The sequence below is a fragment of the Enterobacter sp. E14S genome (genome assembly GCF_055666685.1).
In genome coordinates this window covers 73,108-90,803 of the sequence record NZ_JBVODQ010000003.1, presented here as the reverse complement: position 1 = coordinate 90,803, position 17,696 = coordinate 73,108, and the positions used below count along the sequence as shown (strand labels likewise).

The window sequence follows — 17,696 nt, the reverse complement described above, 5'->3', positions numbered from 1 at the left end:
TGTCTCCTCAGGCGATACGGGCGAGCGGGGGAGTCAGGGCGTCGCAGAAATCATTGACGTTACTGACCCAGCCAAAAAAGGTTTCGATATTGAACAGGGCCGCTTTTTGGGCGAATTCCGGCCCGGCCTGGTGGGTCGCGTCTTCCAGCACCACGCCAAAATACTCGAGGAAAAAGCCGTCGCGCAGGGTCGACTCCACGCAGACGTTGGTGGCTATGCCAGTGAACACCAGATGACGAATGCCCCGGCTGCGCAGCAGGCTGTCGAGCGGGGTGTTGAAAAAGCCGCTGTAGCGCGGTTTGGGCAGGACGATATCGCCCGCCTGCGGTACCAGCTCATCCACCAGCTGATAGTCCCAACCGCCTTTCGCCAGCAGCTTGCCCTGCAGTTCGGGCCTTTTGCGCATGGTTTTCAGGGCGTTCGACTTGTGGAAGTTGGGCGAGCCGGGGCCGCCGGCCTCGACGTACTGGTCATCCCAGCCGTTCTGGAACCAGATGATGAGCATCCCCGCGGCGCGCGCGGCGGCGACGGCGGTTTTAATGTTCTCGATCACCGGCCGGGTGGCGGAGACGTCGAACCCCGCCAGATCCAGATAGCCGCCCTGGCTGGCGTAGGCGTTTTGCATGTCCACCACGATCAGCGCGCTCTGCTGCGGCGCAAAGGTGATGGCTTCCGGGCGTGCGTTAAGGGTCGTCATTACGCCACCTCCTTCGTGACGGCAGGGATGTGGGCGCGGCACTGCATCAGCGGCTGGATGCGCTCGCCGAAGGTCTCCACGCCGGTGAGGAAATCGTCGAAGGTCAGCAGAACGCCTTCCGCACCGGGAACGGCCGCCACTTCGTCAAGCATTCTGGCGACGCTGGCGTACGAGCCGACCAGCGTGCCCATGTTGATATTGACGGCGGAGGTCGGGTCAGCCATCTGGCGAACGTTGGTGTCTGCCCCGGAGCGGGTATCCTTCTGGCTCTGCTCGGTGAGCCAGCTCAGGGCCTCCTCGTCGGCGCCGTCCTTATAGCGCTCCCATTTGGCGCGCGCGGCGTCGTCGGTTTCGTCGGCAATGACCATAAACAGCACGTAGGAGCCCACGTCGCGCCCGGTTTTGTCGGCGGCCTCTTTCATCCGCGCGGCGGTCGGGGCGAAGGCGGCAGGCGTGTTCACGCCTTTACCGAAGCAGAAGTTGAAGTCGGCGTATTTCGCGGAAAACTCCATCCCCGCGTCGCTCTGTCCGGCGCAAATCACCTTCATCGGCACCGACGGCTGCGGGCTGACGCGGCAGTCGTTCATGGTGAAGAAATTGCCCTTGAAATCGCTTTTGCCGGTCCCCCACAGGTCGCGCAGCACCTGCACGTATTCGGTCAGGTAGTCGTAGCGACGCGAGAAGTAATCGTCACCCGGCCAGAGCCCCATCTGCTCGTACTCCGGTTTTTGCCAGCCGGTGACCAGGTTGACGCCAAAACGCCCGCCGGAGATGGAGTCGATGGTGGAGGCCATGCGCGCAACGATTGCCGGGGGCAGGGTGAGCGTGGCGGCGGTGGCGTAGATTTGGATCCGCGAGGTGACCGCGGCCAGCCCGGCCATCAGGGTAAAGGACTCCAGGTTGTGGTCCCAGAATTCGGTTTTGCCGCCAAAGCCGCGCAGCTTGATCATCGAAAGCGCAAAGTCGAAATGGTAGTGTTCCGCTTTCTGCACGATGGCTTTATTGAGCTCAAAGGTCGGCTTGTATTGCGGTGCAGTGGTCGAGATAAGCCAGCCGTTGTTGCCGATGGGTACAAATACGCCAATTTTCATCACGAACCTCTCTTCATTACGTCGCAGGTGTAGCGGTGTTTTTGCAAAGGCAGTGCCAGTTTTGAAAATGGCTGTGTTATTAATGTGTTAATCAGAAGTTGGGGAATTGATGTCGGCAAATGTGGACTAACTGGTCAAAAACGTTGCACAGAAAACAGGCATTCATGCGCGATGGGAGTGCAGAATGTCGTGGCGAGACGGGGGTTTTGCTATGCTGAGGGCAACGCAGAATAAGGAGAGCGGGAATGACACAAGGCGCAGTGAAAACACCAGGTAAACGTTCGCAGGCGGTGAGCGCCAAGAAGCAGGCGATCCTCAGCGCGGCGCTGGAGACTTTTTCGCAGTTTGGTATTCACGGCACGCGCCTGGAGCAGGTGGCGGAGCAGTCCGGAGTATCCAAAACCAATCTGCTTTACTACTACCCGTCGAAAGAGGCGCTCTATGTGGCGGTGATGCAGCAGATCCTCGATATCTGGCTCGCGCCCCTCAAAGCGTTCCGCGCGGAGCTGGCCCCGCTGGTGGCGATCAAAGAGTACATTCGCCTGAAGCTGGAGGTGTCGCGCGATTACCCGCAGGCGTCGCGACTGTTTTGTCTTGAGATGCTGCAGGGCGCGCCGCTGCTGCAGGCGGAACTCACCGGAGATTTAAAACAGCTGGTGGACGATAAATCGGCGATTATTGCCGGATGGGTCGCCAGCGGAAAGCTGGCCCCGGTCGACCCGCATCATCTGATCTTTATGATTTGGGCCTCCACCCAGCATTACGCTGACTTTGCGGCCCAGGTTGAGGCGGTGACCGGAAAAACGCTCCAGGACGAGGCGTTTTTCCACAGTACCCTGGAAAACGTGCAGCGGATGATTATCGAAGGGATCCGCTTGCGCTAGTTCCCCGGCGGGAGAGGGCAGCTTAAGTCGCCCTCTTCACACTGCATCAGCGAGGCCAGAAACGCTTCTCGCTCCACGGTTTTTTCCGCCAGGCACTGGTTAACAATCATTGGCTGGACGCTCCCGCCTTCCGTCCCCGAACCGATAAACGCGCAGTCCGCATCGCGCAGGGTAATCCACGCCTGCTGCGCTTTTTTCAGCAGGTCTCGCTGGGGCGCTGCCGCGCGTTTGATGGCGGCCTGATAGGTCTGGTTGAGCTTTTTATCGGCAGCCTGGTACTGCTGCGCGCTACAGGTATTCAGTTCAAGCTGGGTGGTCGCGTTGTCGCACTCGTCGGCCAGCGCGCTGGCGCTCAGCAGCAGTGCCGCACTGGCGATAAGATATCGTTTCATATACTCCCCAATAAAATAAGGCTCCGTCTCCGGAGCCTTATTAGCACAGCGTTAGCCTATTGTCATCAGGCTGGCGTTACCGCCTGCCGCCGCGGTGTTGACGCTGAGCGAGCGCTCCACGTACAGACGCTCCAGCAGCAGGTTAGTTTCCCCGCGCGCAAAGCCCTGCACGGAAACGATGGCGCCGCTGCGGGCCGCAACCTGCTCGCACAGTTCGCGCAGCTGGTCGGAATCACCGTGGTAGATCACCGCATCAAACGGCTGGATCAGCAGGTTATCGGCTTTCGCAAAGCGAATGCGGGCCGAGACCGCCTTCGGCAGCTGTTTGGCGAGATCGCGATGCAGGGCATCTTCCGGCCACAGCACTTCACAGCCGGTTGCCATGGCGGCGGCCAGCTGCACCAGCGCGTCCTGCTCGTTATCGGCCACGCACAGCACGCGCTCGCGAGGCATCAGCGTCCAGGTGTTGCGCTCGCCGGTTGGCCCCGGCAGCAGACGCTGCGTGCCCGCCTGCGCCAGCTCGCCGTACTGCTTCGCGACGGCACGCAGTTCAGGACGTTTTTCTGCCCATGTAATGAGCGCCTCCAGCGGCTGGGTCAGCACGGTTTTCAGCTGCGCATCCACCGGATAGTCCGCATCCTGGCGTGCCAGGGTGACGCCCAGGGCGTTCTCCGGACGGTTCGCCAGCAGACGGTACAGGTAGAGCGGACCGCCCGCTTTCGGACCGGTGCCGGAAAGGCCTTCACCGCCGAACGGCTGCACGCCCACGACTGCGCCAACCATGTTACGGTTGACGTACAGGTTGCCCACTTTGGCGCTGCCGGTGACCTGCGCGATAGTCTCGTCGATACGGGTATGCACGCCGAGCGTCAGGCCATAGCCGGAGGCGTTGATCTGCTCAACCAGCTCGTTCAGGTTGTTACGGTTGTAGCGCACCACGTGCAGCACCGGGCCGAAGACCTCTTTTTTCAGCTCGTCGAAGCTCGCCAGCTCAATCAGCGTTGGCGGCACAAAGGTGCCGGTCCGCCATTCGCGGGCATCTTCGCTGTTCTCGCGCACCGCCTGGAACACCGGACGGCCTTTCGCGCGCATGGTCTGAATGTGGTTTTCGATGTTGGCTTTCGCTTCCGCGTCGATCACCGGCCCGATGTCGGTGGTGAGGCGGCCCGGGTTGCCCATGCGGCATTCGGCCATCGCGCCGCGCAGCATCTTCAGCGTGTGGTCCGCCACGTCGTCCTGCAGGCACAGCACGCGCAGGGCGGAGCAGCGCTGACCGGCGCTGTCGAACGCGGAGGCCAGCACGTCGACCACCACCTGCTCGGTGAGTGCGGAGGAGTCAACGATCATGGCGTTCATCCCGCCGGTTTCCGCGATGAGCGGCGTAGGGCGACCCTGCGCATCCAGACGGGTGGCAATGTTGCGCTGCAGCAGAGACGCCACTTCGGTCGAACCGGTGAACATCACGCCGCGCACGCGGTTGTCGGAGGTCAGTTTGGCACCGACTGTTTCACCGCGGCCCGGCAGCAGCTGAACCACGCCCGCCGGCACGCCGGCTTCGAGAAGAATATTGATGCCCTGCGCGGCAATCAGCGGGGTCTGCTCTGCCGGTTTTGCCAGCACGCTGTTGCCTGCGGCCAGCGCGGCGGCAATCTGGCCGGTGAAGATCGCCAGCGGGAAGTTCCACGGGCTGATACAGACGACCGGACCCAGCGGACGGTGAGTTTCGTTATCGAAATCATCGCGCACCTGACCGGCGTAGTAGTGCAGGAAATCAACCGCCTCGCGCACTTCGGCAATCGCGTTGCTGAAGGTTTTGCCCGCTTCGCGCACCAGAATGCCGATGAGCGACTGCATCTGATCTTCCATCAGCACCGCCGCGCGCTCCAGAATCGCGGCGCGCTCCTGCGGCGGCGTGGCAAACCAGATAGGGGCGTTGTTCACCGCGCTGTCCAGCGCCTGATCCACTTCCGCTTCGGTCGCTTCACGCGCGTAACCGACGATATCCTTCGGCTCGGCCGGGTTGATCACCGGCTGCATTTCGCCGTCTGCAACGGGCTGCTCCAGCATCGGTTTGGCCTGCCACTTCTGCAGCGCGCTGTTGAGCAGGGCAGAGGAGAGGGACGCCAGACGGTGTTCGTTGGCGAGATCCAGACCCGCCGAGTTGACGCGGCCTTTGCCGTACAGCTCGCGCGGCAGGGCAATCTTCGGATGCGGCAGGCCAATCTGGCCTTCCTGTGCCGCCATCTTCTCAACGGCCTGCACCGGATCGGCCACCAGCTCGTCCAGCGGCAGGGTGGTATCGGCGATGCGGTTAACGAAGGAGGTGTTTGCACCGTTTTCCAGCAGACGACGCACCAGGTACGCCAGCAGGGTTTCGTGCGTTCCCACCGGAGCATAGATTCGGCATGGGCGGTTCAGCTTGCCGTCCGCCACTTTACCGGTGACCTGCTCGTACAGCGGTTCACCCATGCCGTGCAGGCACTGGAACTCGTACTGGCCCGGATAGTAGTTTTGCCCGGCCAGGCTGTAGATCGCCGCCAGGGTGTGGGCGTTGTGGGTAGCGAACTGCGGATAGATCAGGTTCGGCACGCCGAGCAGCTTTTTCGCACAGGCGAGGTAAGAGACGTCGGTGTATACCTTGCGGGTATAGACCGGATAGCCTTCCAGCCCTTCCATCTGGGCGCGTTTGATTTCGCTGTCCCAGTAGGCGCCTTTCACCAGACGGATCATCAGGCGACGGCGGCTGCGGCTTGCCAGGTCAATCAGGTAATCAATGACGAACGGGCAGCGCTTCTGGTAAGCCTGGATAACGAAGCCAATGCCGTTCCAGCCTGCCAGCTCCGGCTCGAAGCACAGTTTTTCCAGCAGATCGAGGGAGATCTCCAGACGGTCGGCCTCTTCGGCGTCGATGTTAATGCCGATGTCATACTGGCGCGCCAGCAGGGTCAGGGACTTCAGGCGCGGGTAGAGTTCTTCCATCACCCGGTCGTACTGCGCGCGGCTGTAGCGCGGGTGCAGGGCGGAGAGCTTAATGGAGATGCCCGGGCCTTCATAAATGCCGCGGCCGTTGGACGCTTTACCGATGGCGTGGATCGCCTGCTGGTAAGAGACCATGTAGGCCTGCGCGTCGGCGGCGGTCAGGGCCGCTTCGCCCAGCATGTCGTACGAGTAGCGGAAACCTTTATCTTCCAGCTTGCGGGCGTTCGCCAGCGCTTCGGCAATGGTTTCCCCGGTGACAAACTGCTCGCCCATCAGGCGCATCGCCATATCCACGCCTTTGCGGATCAGCGGCTCGCCGCTCTTGCCGATGATGCGGTTCAGGGAGCGGGAGAGGTTGGCTTCGTTATGGGTGGAGACTAGCTTGCCGGTAAACAGCAGGCCCCAGGTCGCGGCGTTGACGAACAGCGACGGGCTGCGGCCAATGTGGGAATGCCAGTTGCCGTTGCTGATCTTGTCGCGGATCAGCGCGTCGCGGGTGGCTTTATCCGGAATACGCAGCAGCGCTTCCGCGAGGCACATCAGCGCCACGCCTTCCTGAGAGGAGAGGGAAAACTCCTGCAGCAGGCCCTGAACCATCCCGGCGCGGCCGGTGGCGGTTTTCTGGTTGCGCAGCTTGTCGGCTAACTGATACGCCAGGCTGTGCGCCTGTGCGGCAATGGCTTCCGGCAGGCGGGCCTGCTCCAGCAGCATCGGCACGGCGTCGGTTTCGGCACGGCGGTAGGCGCCGGTAATGGCGGCACGGCTGACGGACTGCGGCAGGATCTGCTCGGCGAATTCAAGGAACGGCTGATGGTTCTCGTCGCCAGCGGCCGGGGCCTCTTCACTTTCGTTCGCCGCGCCGGCCAGCAGGGCAGGCAGCTCCGGCAGGCCCTCATCGCTCTCGAGTCTTTCGAGATAGTTAAAAATCGCCTGCTTAATTAACCAGTGCGGCGTGCGGTCAATGCGGGTTGCTGCGGTCTTAATCCGTTCGCGGGTAGCGTCATCCAGCTTAACCCCCATGGTGGTCATACCCATGCCAAAGCTCCTGTTGTTCTGTAATAGCGTTCTGTTGATAGCGTGAAATATCCACCATGTTGCAACTTTGTGCAACCGTGTTAAATGTGACCTGGTTTGCAACCCGGAAAATGAATGGATTGTTAACGAATGGTTAGCTGTAAAAACGCGCTGGCTTTTGTGCGGGAAGCCTGGTTTTATGCGGTGGTTAACACTTTTCAAAGGTGCAACCCGTAAAAGCGTGAGCGAGTGCAACCTATAGGAAACTCGTATCAAACCGGGGATGAAATTGATGTAAATGCAGTGTTAAATCGTTTGTCAGCGGAAGGCGCATACGGCAGGATAGCGCGCCCAACCGAAACACAAGATACATTCACCTCGTTCCGGTGATCATATAACAAGGCAGCCCGGATGGTTGTCGCTCGACATTTTGGAGAATTTGAATGGCTATTAGCACACCGATGCTGGTGACATTTCTCGTTTATATTTTTGGCATGATCCTGATAGGGTTTTTGGCGTGGCGTTCTACAAAGAACTTTGACGACTACATTCTGGGCGGACGCAGTTTAGGCCCGATGGTGACCGCACTCTCTGCGGGCGCATCCGACATGAGCGGCTGGCTGCTGATGGGGCTGCCCGGCGCGATTTTTATCTCCGGCATCTCGGAAAGCTGGATCGCCATCGGTCTGACCGTCGGCGCGTGGATTAACTGGAAGCTGGTGGCAGGCCGTCTGCGCGTGCATACCGAGGCCAACAATAACGCCCTGACGCTGCCGGATTACTTCACCGGACGCTTTGAAGATAACAGCCGCATCCTGCGCATTATCTCCGCGGTGGTTATCCTGCTGTTCTTCACCATCTACTGCGCCTCCGGCATCGTGGCCGCGCGCGCCTGTTCGAAAGCACCTTCGGCATGAGCTATGAAACCGCTCTGTGGGCCGGTGCTGCGGCGACCATCCTCTATACCTTTGTGGGCGGTTTCCTGGCCGTGAGCTGGACCGATACCGTGCAGGCGAGCCTGATGATTTTCGCCCTGATCCTGACCCCGGTGATTGTGATTTTCACCGTTGGCGGCTTTGGCGATTCGCTGGAAGTGATCAAGCAGAAGAGCATTGAAAACGTCGACATGCTGAAAGGGCTGAACTTCGTTGCCATCGTGTCGCTGATGGGCTGGGGCCTGGGCTACTTCGGTCAGCCGCATATCCTGGCGCGCTTTATGGCGGCGGATTCTCACCACACCATCGTTCATGCCCGTCGCATCAGCATGACGTGGATGATCCTGTGTCTGGCAGGGGCGTGTGCGGTCGGCTTCTTCGGTATCGCGTACTTCAACAACAACCCGGCGCAGGCGGGCGCGGTCAACCAGAACGCCGAGCGCGTGTTCATCGAGCTGGCGCAGATTCTGTTTAACCCGTGGATTGCCGGTATTCTGCTCTCTGCAATCCTGGCGGCGGTGATGTCCACCCTGAGCTGTCAGCTGCTGGTTTGCTCCAGTGCGATCACCGAAGACCTCTACAAAGCCTTCCTGCGTAAAAACGCGAGCCAGAAAGAGCTGGTCTGGGTAGGGCGCTTTATGGTGCTGCTGGTGGCGCTGATTGCCATCGCGCTGGCGGCCAATCCGGAAAACCGCGTGCTGGGCCTGGTGAGCTACGCGTGGGCGGGCTTTGGCGCCGCGTTTGGTCCGGTAGTGCTGTTCTCCGTCATGTGGTCACGTATGACCCGTAACGGCGCGCTGGCGGGGATGATTATCGGTGCGGTGACCGTTATCGTCTGGAAACAATTCGCGTGGCTGGGCCTGTACGAAATTATTCCGGGCTTCATCTTCGGCAGCATCGGCATCGTGGTGTTCAGCCTGCTGGGTAAAGCCCCGTCTGCCTCCATGCAGAAACGCTTTGCTGAAGCCGACGCGCATTACCACACTGCGCCGCCGTCTAAGCTCCAGGCAGAATAATTTTTCTCGCAGCACAATGCAGGCCGGGTGAGCGCAAGCGCACCCGGCTTTTTTCTTGCCAAAATCCGTAATTTCCTGTGATATCCCTGTGCTTATAACAATGAGGATAGCGAAGCATGACAATCAAAACAGGGGTAATGGCAGCGGCACTATTGATGCTCGCTGGCTGCACGGCGCCATCGCAACACGCGGCTGTAGAGACCTGCAAAGCGGATAACCAGATGCAGCAAACCACGCTCTATTTCGGCTTAAATCGTCCTGCCGGGGCGCAAATCACCAGCAACGAGTGGCAGCAGTTTGTTGACCAGGACGTGACGCCGCGTTTCCGCGATGGCTTAACGGTGTTTGACGCGCGCGGGCAGTGGCTGGGGAACGACGGGAAAGTGGCGCGTGAACCCAGCAAAGCGCTGATGCTGATCCACGGTAAAGATGCGCAGAGCGAGAAGAACATCGAAGCGTTACGCGGGATTTATAAATCACGCTTCGCGCAGGAGTCGGTGATGCGCGTCGACCAACCGGTGTGCGTGCAGTTCTAATAAAAACGGCGGGATAACCCGCCGTTGTTGTATCGTAGGCCCGTGCAAGCGAAGCGCCGCCGGGCAAAAACACTTACAACACCAGCCCCGCAAAGCTCGCCGACAGCAGGCTCACCAGCGTCGCGCCGTACACCAGACGCAGACCAAACCGCGACACCACGTTCCCCTGCTGCTCGTTAAGGCCCTTAATCGCCCCGGCCACAATACCGATGGACGCGAAGTTCGCGAAGGATACCAGGAAGACGGATAAGATGCCCAGCCCGCGCGGGACATCTGATGCGCGATTTTTTGCAGCTCAATCATCGCCACAAATTCATTCGCCACCAGCTTGGTCGCCATAATACTGCCCGCGTTTAAGGCATCGCTCAGCGGAATACCGATAAGCCATGCCAGCGGATAAAACACATAGCCCAAAATCTGCTGGAAGCTCATGCCAAATACGCTGGAGAAGAGGGCGTTAACGGCGCTAATAAGGGCGATAAAGCCGATCAGCATAGCCAGAATAATCATCGCCACCTTAAAACCGGCCAGGATATACTCGCCGAGCATTTCGAAGAAGCTCTGCGATTCATGCAGTTTTTCCAGCTTGATATCCGGCTCCGCTTCCGGGCGCGCCGGGTTGATGACGGAGAGAATAATAAAGGTGCTGAACATATTCAGAATCAGCGCCGCGACGACAAATTTGGCGTCGAGCATGGTCATATAGGCGCCGACAATCGACAGGGAGACCGTCGACATGGCCGTGGCCGCCATGGTGAAGAGACGACGAGAGGAGAGATCGCCCAGCACGCCCTTGTAGGCAATGAAGTTTTCCGACTGGCCGAGGATCAGCGAACTCACCGCGTTAAAGGATTCCAGCTTGCCCATACCGTTCAGTTTTGACAGCAGCGTGCCGATGACCCGAATAAAAATCGGCAGGATCCGCCAGTGCTGAAGAATACCAATCAGTGCGGAAATAAAAATAATCGGGCAGAGCACGCCGAGGAAAATGAACGCCAGCCCTTTTTCCCCCATTCCGCCAAAGACGAAATTGGTGCCTTCCCCGGCAAATTTAAGCAGCGACTCAAAAAATCCCGAGACGTATTTAATCAGGAATAACCCGCTTTCGGCGTGCAGGAAAAAGAACGCCAGCGCAATTTCAATAACAATCAGCTGTAAAACATAACGAATGCGAATTTTTCGGCGGTCGAAACTTACCAGCCAGGCAAGCGCGAGAATAATGACCAGCGCCAGCAGGAAATGGACAATCTTAAACATGGTTTATTTTCAGTTGGTTTTTGAGAAGGATATTTAGCCACAGCGCTGGTTAACCGTAAATGGGCAATTTTATTATAACTTATAAACTTAACGGTAACGTCGGCAACTATTAACAGGCTCTGCGTTTACAACTCGTCATCAAAACACCACACATTTCGCTTGTGTTTCTTTCCGCCGTAATGATAATCACTATCACAAGAATTTACCTTTCTTTGCATCAGTTGACCGCGATAAACATTTAAGGTGTCGGCATGTTTGTTCCATTTCTCATTATGTTACGTGAAGGGCTCGAAGCTGCCCTTATCGTGAGCCTCATCGCCAGTTATCTGAAGCGAACCCAGCGCGGACGCTGGATTGGCGTCATGTGGGTCGGGGTATTCCTCGCCGCGGCACTCTGTCTGGGCCTCGGTATCCTCATCAACGAAACCACCGGGGAGTTCCCGCAGAAAGAGCAGGAGCTGTTTGAGGGGATCGTCGCCGTAATTGCGGTGGTGATCCTGACCTGGATGGTGTTCTGGATGCGTAAAGTCTCCCGTAACGTGAAGGTGCAGCTGGAGCAGGCGGTGGATAACGCGCTGCAAAAGGGCAATAACCACGGCTGGGCGCTGATCATGATGGTCTTTTTTGCCGTCGCGCGTGAAGGCCTGGAGTCCGTTTTCTTCCTGCTGGCGGCGTTTCAGCAGGACGTGGGGATCTGGCCGCCGGTTGGTGCGATGCTCGGGCTGGCAACCGCCGTTGTGCTGGGCTTTCTGCTCTACTGGGGCGGTATTCGCCTGAACCTGGGCGCCTTCTTCAAGTGGACCAGCCTGTTTATTCTGCTGGTGGCGGCTGGGCTGGCGGCAGGGGCGATTCGCGCCTTCCACGAGGCGGGCCTGTGGAACCATTTCCAGGACGTTGCGTTCGACCTCAGCAACGTGCTCTCAACCCATTCTCTGACCGGCACCCTGCTCGAAGGTATCTTCGGCTATCAGGAAACGCCGAGCGTCAGCGAAGTGGCGATGTACTTTATTTATCTGGTTCCGGCGCTGGTGCTGTTCGCTATGCCGCCGCGTACCGGCACCCAGGCGTCGCGCGTTGCGCCGTAATGTGTAATTTAGTTACAACATACTTTTAAAGGGAAGAGTCATGGCAATTCAGTTCCGTCGTAGTGCGTTATGCGCAGGCATTGCCGCGCTGTTCGCTTCTTCATTCTCTGCCTGGGGCGCTGATGTTCCTCAGGTTAAAGTCACCGTTAATGATAAGCAGTGTGAGCCGATGACCCTCACGGTGAACAGCGGCAAAACCCAGTTTATTATTCAGAACCACAGCCAGAAAGCGCTGGAGTGGGAGATCCTGAAAGGGGTTCTGGTGGTGGAGGAGCGTGAAAACATCGCCCCTGGCTTCAGCCAGAAGATGACCGCCAACCTGCAGCCGGGCGAGTATGAGATGACCTGCGGCCTGCTGACCAACCCTAAAGGGAAGCTGATCGTCAAAGGTGAAGCGACGGCCGATGCGGCGAAAGGTGCTGCGGTGCTGAGCCTGGGCGACGCGATTACAGCGTATAAAGCCTATGTCACGAAAGAAACGGCGGACCTGGCGGCGGCAACCAAAGCCTTTACCGATGCGGTGGAGGCCGGTGACATCGAAAAAGCGAAATCCTTGTATGCGCCAACCCGTCAGCACTACGAGCGCATCGAGCCGATTGCCGAACTGTTCTCTGACCTTGATGGCAGCATTGATGCCCGCGAAGACGATTACGAGCAGAAAGCCGCCGATCCGAAATTCACCGGTTTCCACCGTCTGGAGAAAGCCCTGTTTGGCGACAACTCTACCAAAGGGATGGAGAAATACGCCGAGCAGCTGAACGGCGACGTGCTGGAGCTGCAAAAGCGCATCAGCGAGCTGGCCTTCCCGCCGTCAAAAGTGGTGGGCGGCGCGGCTGGTCTGATTGAAGAAGTGGCCGCGAGCAAAATCAGCGGCGAAGAAGATCGCTACAGCCATACCGATCTGTGGGACTTCCAGGCCAACGTCGACGGCGCGCAGAAAATTGTTAACCTGCTTCGTCCTCAGCTGCAGAAAGAGAACGGCGAACTGCTGGCCAAAGTGGACGCCAACTTCAAAAAAGTCGACACCATTCTGGCGAAGTACCGTACCAAAGACGGGTTTGAAACCTACGACAAGCTGACCGATGCCGACCGTAACGCGCTGAAAGGCCCGATTACCGCCCTGGCGGAAGATCTCTCTCTGCTGCGTGGCGTACTGGGTCTGGACTAAGCACGATGAATAAGCATAGCGAGAACGATGTGGTTGAGCCTTCACGTCGTCGATTGTTAAAAGGGGTAGGGGCGCTGGGCGGCGCGCTTGCCCTGGCCGGTGGCTGCCCTGTTGCACATGCGGCAAAACCGCAAAGCGCGCCCGGCACGCTGTCACCCAACGCCCGCATGGAGACGCAGCCGTTTTATGGCGAGCATCAGTCGGGCATCCTGACGCCGCAGCAGGCGTCCATGATGCTGGTGGCCTTTGATTCGCTGGCCAGCGATAAAGCCGATCTGGCGCGTCTGTTCCGCCTGCTGACGACGCGCATTGCGTTTCTCACCGCGGGCGGACCGGCGCCCGATACGCCGAACCCGCGTCTGCCGCCAATGGACTCCGGCATTCTGGGGCCGTTTATCGCCCCGGATAACCTGACCATTACCGTTTCGCTGGGTGAATCGCTGTTTGACGCGCGCTACGGGCTGGCAAAACAGAAGCCGAAAGCGCTGCAGAAAATGACGCGCTTCCCGAATGATTCTCTCGACGCGGCGCTGTGCCACGGCGACCTTCTCCTGCAAATTTGTGCCAATACCCAGGACACGGTGATCCACGCCCTGCGCGATATTATCAAGCACACGCCGGATCTGCTGAGCGTGCGCTGGAAGCGGGAAGGGTTTATCTCTGACCACGCCGCCCGCAGCAAAGGCAAAGAGACCCCTGTTAACCTGTTGGGCTTTAAGGACGGTACGGCCAACCCGGACAGCAGCGATGCGGCGTTGATGAAAGACGTGGTGTGGGTGACGGCAGATCAGGGCGAACCGGCGTGGGCGGTGGGCGGCAGCTATCAGGCGGTGCGGATTATTCAATTCCACGTGGAGTTCTGGGACCGCACGCCGCTCAAGGAGCAGCAGACGATCTTTGGTCGCGATAAGCAAAGCGGCGCGCCGCTCGGCATGAAGAACGAGCATGACGTGCCCGACTACGCCAGCGATCCCAATGGGGATACCATCGCGCTGGACAGCCACATTCGTCTGGCCAATCCGCGCACCAAAGAGACGCAGTCCAGCCTGATGATGCGTCGTGGCTACAGCTATTCGCTCGGCGTGACCAACGCCGGTCAGCTTGATATGGGCCTGCTGTTTGTCTGCTATCAGCACGATCTGGAGAAAGGCTTCCTGACCGTACAGAAGCGGCTCAACGGCGAAGCGCTGGAAGAGTACATTAAGCCCATCGGCGGCGGCTATTTCTTTGCCCTGCCGGGCGTGCGCGATCGAAACGCGTACCTCGCTCAAGGTCTTATTGAAGCCTGATAATTGTCCCCGCAACCGTTCGCGGGGACATTATTTTTTCATATGACTATCCTCCTGTTATATTTCTGTAATATTTCTATATGAGACTGATTTCACCTGTAGGGACAGTCTTAAAAGTTGCATTCAGGTAAAATAAATGTTGCATTTATGATAACTCCTGATGTACTTAAGATAAGACAGCGGTAGTTCCCGGCAGTGATGCTGAATCACTATGGAGATCGCGAATGGTTGCGTCCTGTACTGGACAAGGTAAACATAACAACCGCAGCACCCGGCGCGGAGGCTCAGACTCCGGCAGCGATTTCCTCACCACTAAATTTTCCCCCCTTCCTCAAGAATCTGATTCGACCGACGTGCAGAACGGTGCGCGTAGCTGTTCCGTATCGTTATCCGATAAAGCAAGCAATGGCTTACAAGGAAGCCAACCCTCTGATGTTCGTGCGCATAATCGTGCCGAAGCTGGCGCGTGTGATGAATACCAACAACTCAAGGTGCTATCCATGGGAAGACAAAAAGCAGTGATCAAAGCTCGTCGCGAAGCAAAACGTGTGCTGAGACGGGATTCACGTAGCCATAAACAGCGTGAAGAAGAATCGGTCACCTCGCTTGTGCAGATGAGTGGCGTAGAAGCAATTGGCATGGCCCGAGACAGCCGTGATAATTCTCCAATTGTGGCGCGCAATGAGGCTCAGGCGCACTACCTGAATGCTATCGAGAGTAAACAGCTCATCTTTGCAACCGGTGAAGCCGGATGCGGGAAAACCTGGATCAGTGCAGCCAAAGCGGCGGAAGCGCTGATTCATAAGGACGTGGAGCGCATTATTGTTACCCGTCCTGTACTGCAGGCTGATGAAGATCTCGGCTTCCTGCCCGGAGATATTTCGGAGAAGTTTGCTCCGTACTTCAGGCCCGTCTATGACGTGCTGGTGAAGCGACTGGGTGCATCCTTTATGCAGTACTGCCTGCGACCAGAGATTGGCAAGGTGGAAATCGCGCCGTTCGCCTATATGCGCGGACGTACATTTGAAAATGCGGTCGTCATTCTTGACGAGGCTCAGAACGTGACCGCTGCGCAAATGAAGATGTTTTTAACGCGCCTCGGGGAGAACGTGACGGTTATCGTTAACGGCGATATTACCCAGTGTGACCTGCCATCCGGCGTGAAATCCGGGCTGAGCGACGCCATGTCACGTTTTGAGGAAGATGAGATGATTGGGGTGGTACGCTTCACCAAAGAGGACTGCGTGCGTTCCGCGCTCTGTCAGCGCACGCTGCAAGTCTATTCCGACTAAAGGTAAAGCATTATCGTTTTGCCTCTTTACTGTAATGTCTTCCCGGCGTAATGCCGGGAAGCGTTGTTTATACTCCACAGAAACTCCCCTTATTTAAACACCGAGTTGCTGAATTAATAATTTCGCTTATTAAGCGGGTGGGTGTTTTATTATTTTTTTGCAGAAGTGTGATGTGAGGTGATAATACCCACAAAATGCCTGTGAATATAATGAGTGCGCTAATTGTTAGTTAAAAATTAAACGTGAATGTGGTCACAGAACATTACTACGAAGTAAAAATTAAGTTGGTGTCTTCAGGTGAGTTATCTATGTTTCGTACTTGTTCGAACAAAATTCTAAGAAGAAACACAACAGGGGAGCTTTTTCCCTGAAACATCACGCTGAGGGTCATACATGAACGAACTGGTTGGTGCTATTAATGGTGTAATCTGGAGCCCTGCGTTAATATTTTTATGTCTGGGTGTTGGGCTCTATTTCTCGCTGCGTAGTCGCTTCCTGCAATTACGCCATATCAAGCATATGATTACCCTGATGTTCCAGGGGCGTCCAACCGATGCAGGCGTATCGTCGTTTCAGGCGCTGACGATGACGCTAGCAGGCCGCGTAGGGACAGGGAATATCGCCGGTGTGGCCACGGCAATTACCTTTGGCGGTCCGGGCGCGCTTTTCTGGATGTGGATAGTCGCTTTTTTAGGTGCCAGCTCCGCATTTGTCGAATCCACTCTGGGACAAGTTTATAAAGAAAAAATTAACGGCGAATATCGCGGTGGTCCTGCCTTTTATATTGAAAAAGGTTTAGGCGTTAAGTGGTACGCATGGTTATTTGCTATTGTGACTATTTTCTCCTGCGGATTATTACTTCCGGGCGTGCAGGCAAACTCGATTGGGGCGAGCCTGGATATTGCTTTTGGTCTGAGTCCGAACGTTACGGCGGCATTACTTGCGGTGCTGTTAAGTTTTATTATATTCGGCGGTGTGAAAAGGATCGCCAGCTTTAGCAGCATGGTCGTTCCATTTATGGCGCTGGGGTATATTATTGTCGCCTGCGTGATTATCGCTATTAATATTAACCAGCTCCCTTCGGTTATTCTGCTGATCTGGAAAAGTGCGTTCGGCCTTGAAGCAGGTTTCGGTGCCATCCTGGGTCAGGCCATCATGTGGGGCGTTAAGCGCGGCGTCTATTCCAACGAGGCCGCGCAGGGGACCGGGCCGCATGCATCCTCTGCGGCGGCAGTAAGCCATCCGGTGAAGCAGGGGCTGGTTCAGGCATTCTCGGTCTACATCGACACGCTGTTTGTCTGCTCCGCGACCGGGTTTATGCTGCTGATCACCGGGCTGTATAACGTCCAGGGCGTCGACGGCGCAGCGCTTTATACCGGGATTGCTGGCGTGGCCGCGGGTCCTGGCTATGTGCAGACGGCGATGGAAAGTATGATGCCAGGCTTTGGTAATTACTTTGTTGCCATTGCGCTGTTCTTCTTTGCCTTCACGACGATTATTGCCTACTACTATATTGCCGAAACTAATATCGCCTTCATTAACCGTAAAATTCACCGTCCATGGCTGACATTCCTGCTCAAGCTATGCCTGATGGCCTCCACGGTATATGGCACGGTTCGCACCGCGGATCTGGCATGGGGACTGGGCGATATCGGGGTAGGGCTGATGGCATGGCTCAACATTATTGCTATTGTTCTGTTGCATAAAAAAGCGTTTGCCAGCCTAAAGGATTATGAAATCCAGAATGCGCAGGGGCTGGATCCACAGTTTAACCCGGTTCGGCTGGGAATTAAAAATGCGGATTACTGGCTTGATGGGCGTAAGGATGAGGATGGTGTTCAGCCTGAGCAGGTTTCATCGCTTGAAAGAAAGCAGCCGGCAGCAAAGTTGAATAGCTGAGGAATCGAATAAAAAAGCCCGGGCATTAGTTCGGGCTTTTTTATATAGCTGAGGCGGCTCAGTCCGCACCGGGGGGGATTGACTCGCTTCGCTCGCCCTTCGGGCAGATTCCTCGCAGGCTCGTCATCTGTCCAACTGGCTGCGCCAGTTGTCGAACCCCGG

General features: G+C 57.3%; 11 protein-coding genes and 2 pseudogenes. 8 read left to right on the top strand and 5 right to left on the bottom strand.

Going from position 1 to position 17,696, the window contains the following annotated elements; genetic code table 11:
- Positions 1-7: 7 nt before the first annotated feature.
- Both rutB and rutA read right to left on the bottom strand, forming a co-directional pair.
- Positions 8-697, bottom strand: a complete 690-nt coding sequence (gene rutB, locus ACZ6J2_RS08615; protein WP_033145167.1) for a pyrimidine utilization protein B — start codon at positions 695-697, stop codon at positions 8-10.
- Positions 697-1,788 carry a pyrimidine utilization protein A gene (gene rutA, locus ACZ6J2_RS08610; protein ID WP_471725424.1) on the bottom strand — a complete coding sequence of 364 codons (1,092 nt, stop codon included), beginning with the start codon at positions 1,786-1,788 and terminating at the stop codon, positions 697-699. The genes rutB and rutA overlap by 1 nt, the downstream gene beginning before the upstream one ends.
- A 245-nt stretch (positions 1,789-2,033) precedes the next feature.
- Here rutA and rutR point away from each other — a divergent pair, with 245 nt between their 5' ends.
- On the top strand, positions 2,034-2,672 hold the full coding sequence (gene rutR, locus ACZ6J2_RS08605; protein ID WP_023311087.1) for an HTH-type transcriptional regulator RutR: 639 nt from the start codon (positions 2,034-2,036) through the stop codon (positions 2,670-2,672).
- Here the strand turns inward: rutR and ACZ6J2_RS08600 are convergent.
- Together ACZ6J2_RS08600 and putA are read right to left on the bottom strand one after the other, a co-directional pair.
- On the bottom strand, positions 2,669-3,064 hold the full coding sequence (locus ACZ6J2_RS08600; RefSeq protein WP_471725423.1) for a lysozyme inhibitor LprI family protein: 396 nt from the start codon (positions 3,062-3,064) through the stop codon (positions 2,669-2,671). The two genes, rutR and ACZ6J2_RS08600, sit on opposite strands and share 4 nt — an antisense overlap.
- 51 nt (positions 3,065-3,115) lie before the next feature.
- The gene (gene putA, locus ACZ6J2_RS08595; RefSeq protein WP_471725422.1) at positions 3,116-7,078 is read right to left on the bottom strand and encodes a trifunctional transcriptional regulator/proline dehydrogenase/L-glutamate gamma-semialdehyde dehydrogenase; all 3,963 of its coding nucleotides are present in this window, start codon (positions 7,076-7,078) and stop codon (positions 3,116-3,118) included.
- A 422-nt stretch (positions 7,079-7,500) separates the two neighbouring features.
- Between putA and putP the strand changes: the two are divergent.
- A pseudogene (putP, locus tag ACZ6J2_RS08590) lies at positions 7,501-9,008 on the top strand (sodium/proline symporter PutP).
- Positions 9,009-9,124: 116 nt separating this feature from the next.
- Entirely contained in the window at positions 9,125-9,544 is a 420-nt protein-coding gene (locus tag ACZ6J2_RS08585; RefSeq protein ID WP_028019107.1) for a DUF3574 domain-containing protein, read from the top strand.
- A gap of 73 nt (positions 9,545-9,617) precedes the next feature.
- On the opposite strand, the pseudogene ACZ6J2_RS08580 reads toward ACZ6J2_RS08585, so the two are convergent.
- Positions 9,618-10,801, bottom strand: a pseudogene (locus ACZ6J2_RS08580) (NupC/NupG family nucleoside CNT transporter).
- Positions 10,802-11,052: 251 nt separating this feature from the next.
- Here ACZ6J2_RS08580 and efeU point away from each other — a divergent pair.
- The 5 genes from efeU to ACZ6J2_RS08555 all read left to right on the top strand — a co-directional run bounded on the left by efeU (position 11,053) and on the right by ACZ6J2_RS08555 (position 17,534).
- A complete protein-coding gene (gene efeU / locus ACZ6J2_RS08575; RefSeq protein ID WP_039261705.1) occupies positions 11,053-11,886 on the top strand; it encodes an iron uptake transporter permease EfeU in 834 nt (277 codons plus the stop codon).
- 40 nt (positions 11,887-11,926) lie between these two features.
- Positions 11,927-13,054, top strand: coding sequence for an iron uptake system protein EfeO (gene efeO, locus ACZ6J2_RS08570; protein WP_471725421.1), 1,128 nt, complete (start codon positions 11,927-11,929; stop codon positions 13,052-13,054).
- A gap of 5 nt (positions 13,055-13,059) precedes the next feature.
- Entirely contained in the window at positions 13,060-14,343 is a 1,284-nt protein-coding gene (efeB, locus tag ACZ6J2_RS08565) for an iron uptake transporter deferrochelatase/peroxidase subunit (RefSeq protein WP_471725420.1), read from the top strand.
- Between the two features lie 500 nt (positions 14,344-14,843).
- Positions 14,844-15,635: a phosphate starvation-inducible protein PhoH gene (gene phoH, locus ACZ6J2_RS08560; protein WP_029740192.1), complete on the top strand. Its 792-nt coding sequence runs from the start codon at positions 14,844-14,846 to the stop codon at positions 15,633-15,635.
- A gap of 393 nt (positions 15,636-16,028) precedes the next feature.
- A complete protein-coding gene (locus tag ACZ6J2_RS08555) occupies positions 16,029-17,534 on the top strand; it encodes an alanine/glycine:cation symporter family protein (RefSeq protein ID WP_471725419.1) in 1,506 nt (501 codons plus the stop codon).
- The last annotated feature ends 162 nt before the right edge of the window (positions 17,535-17,696 follow it).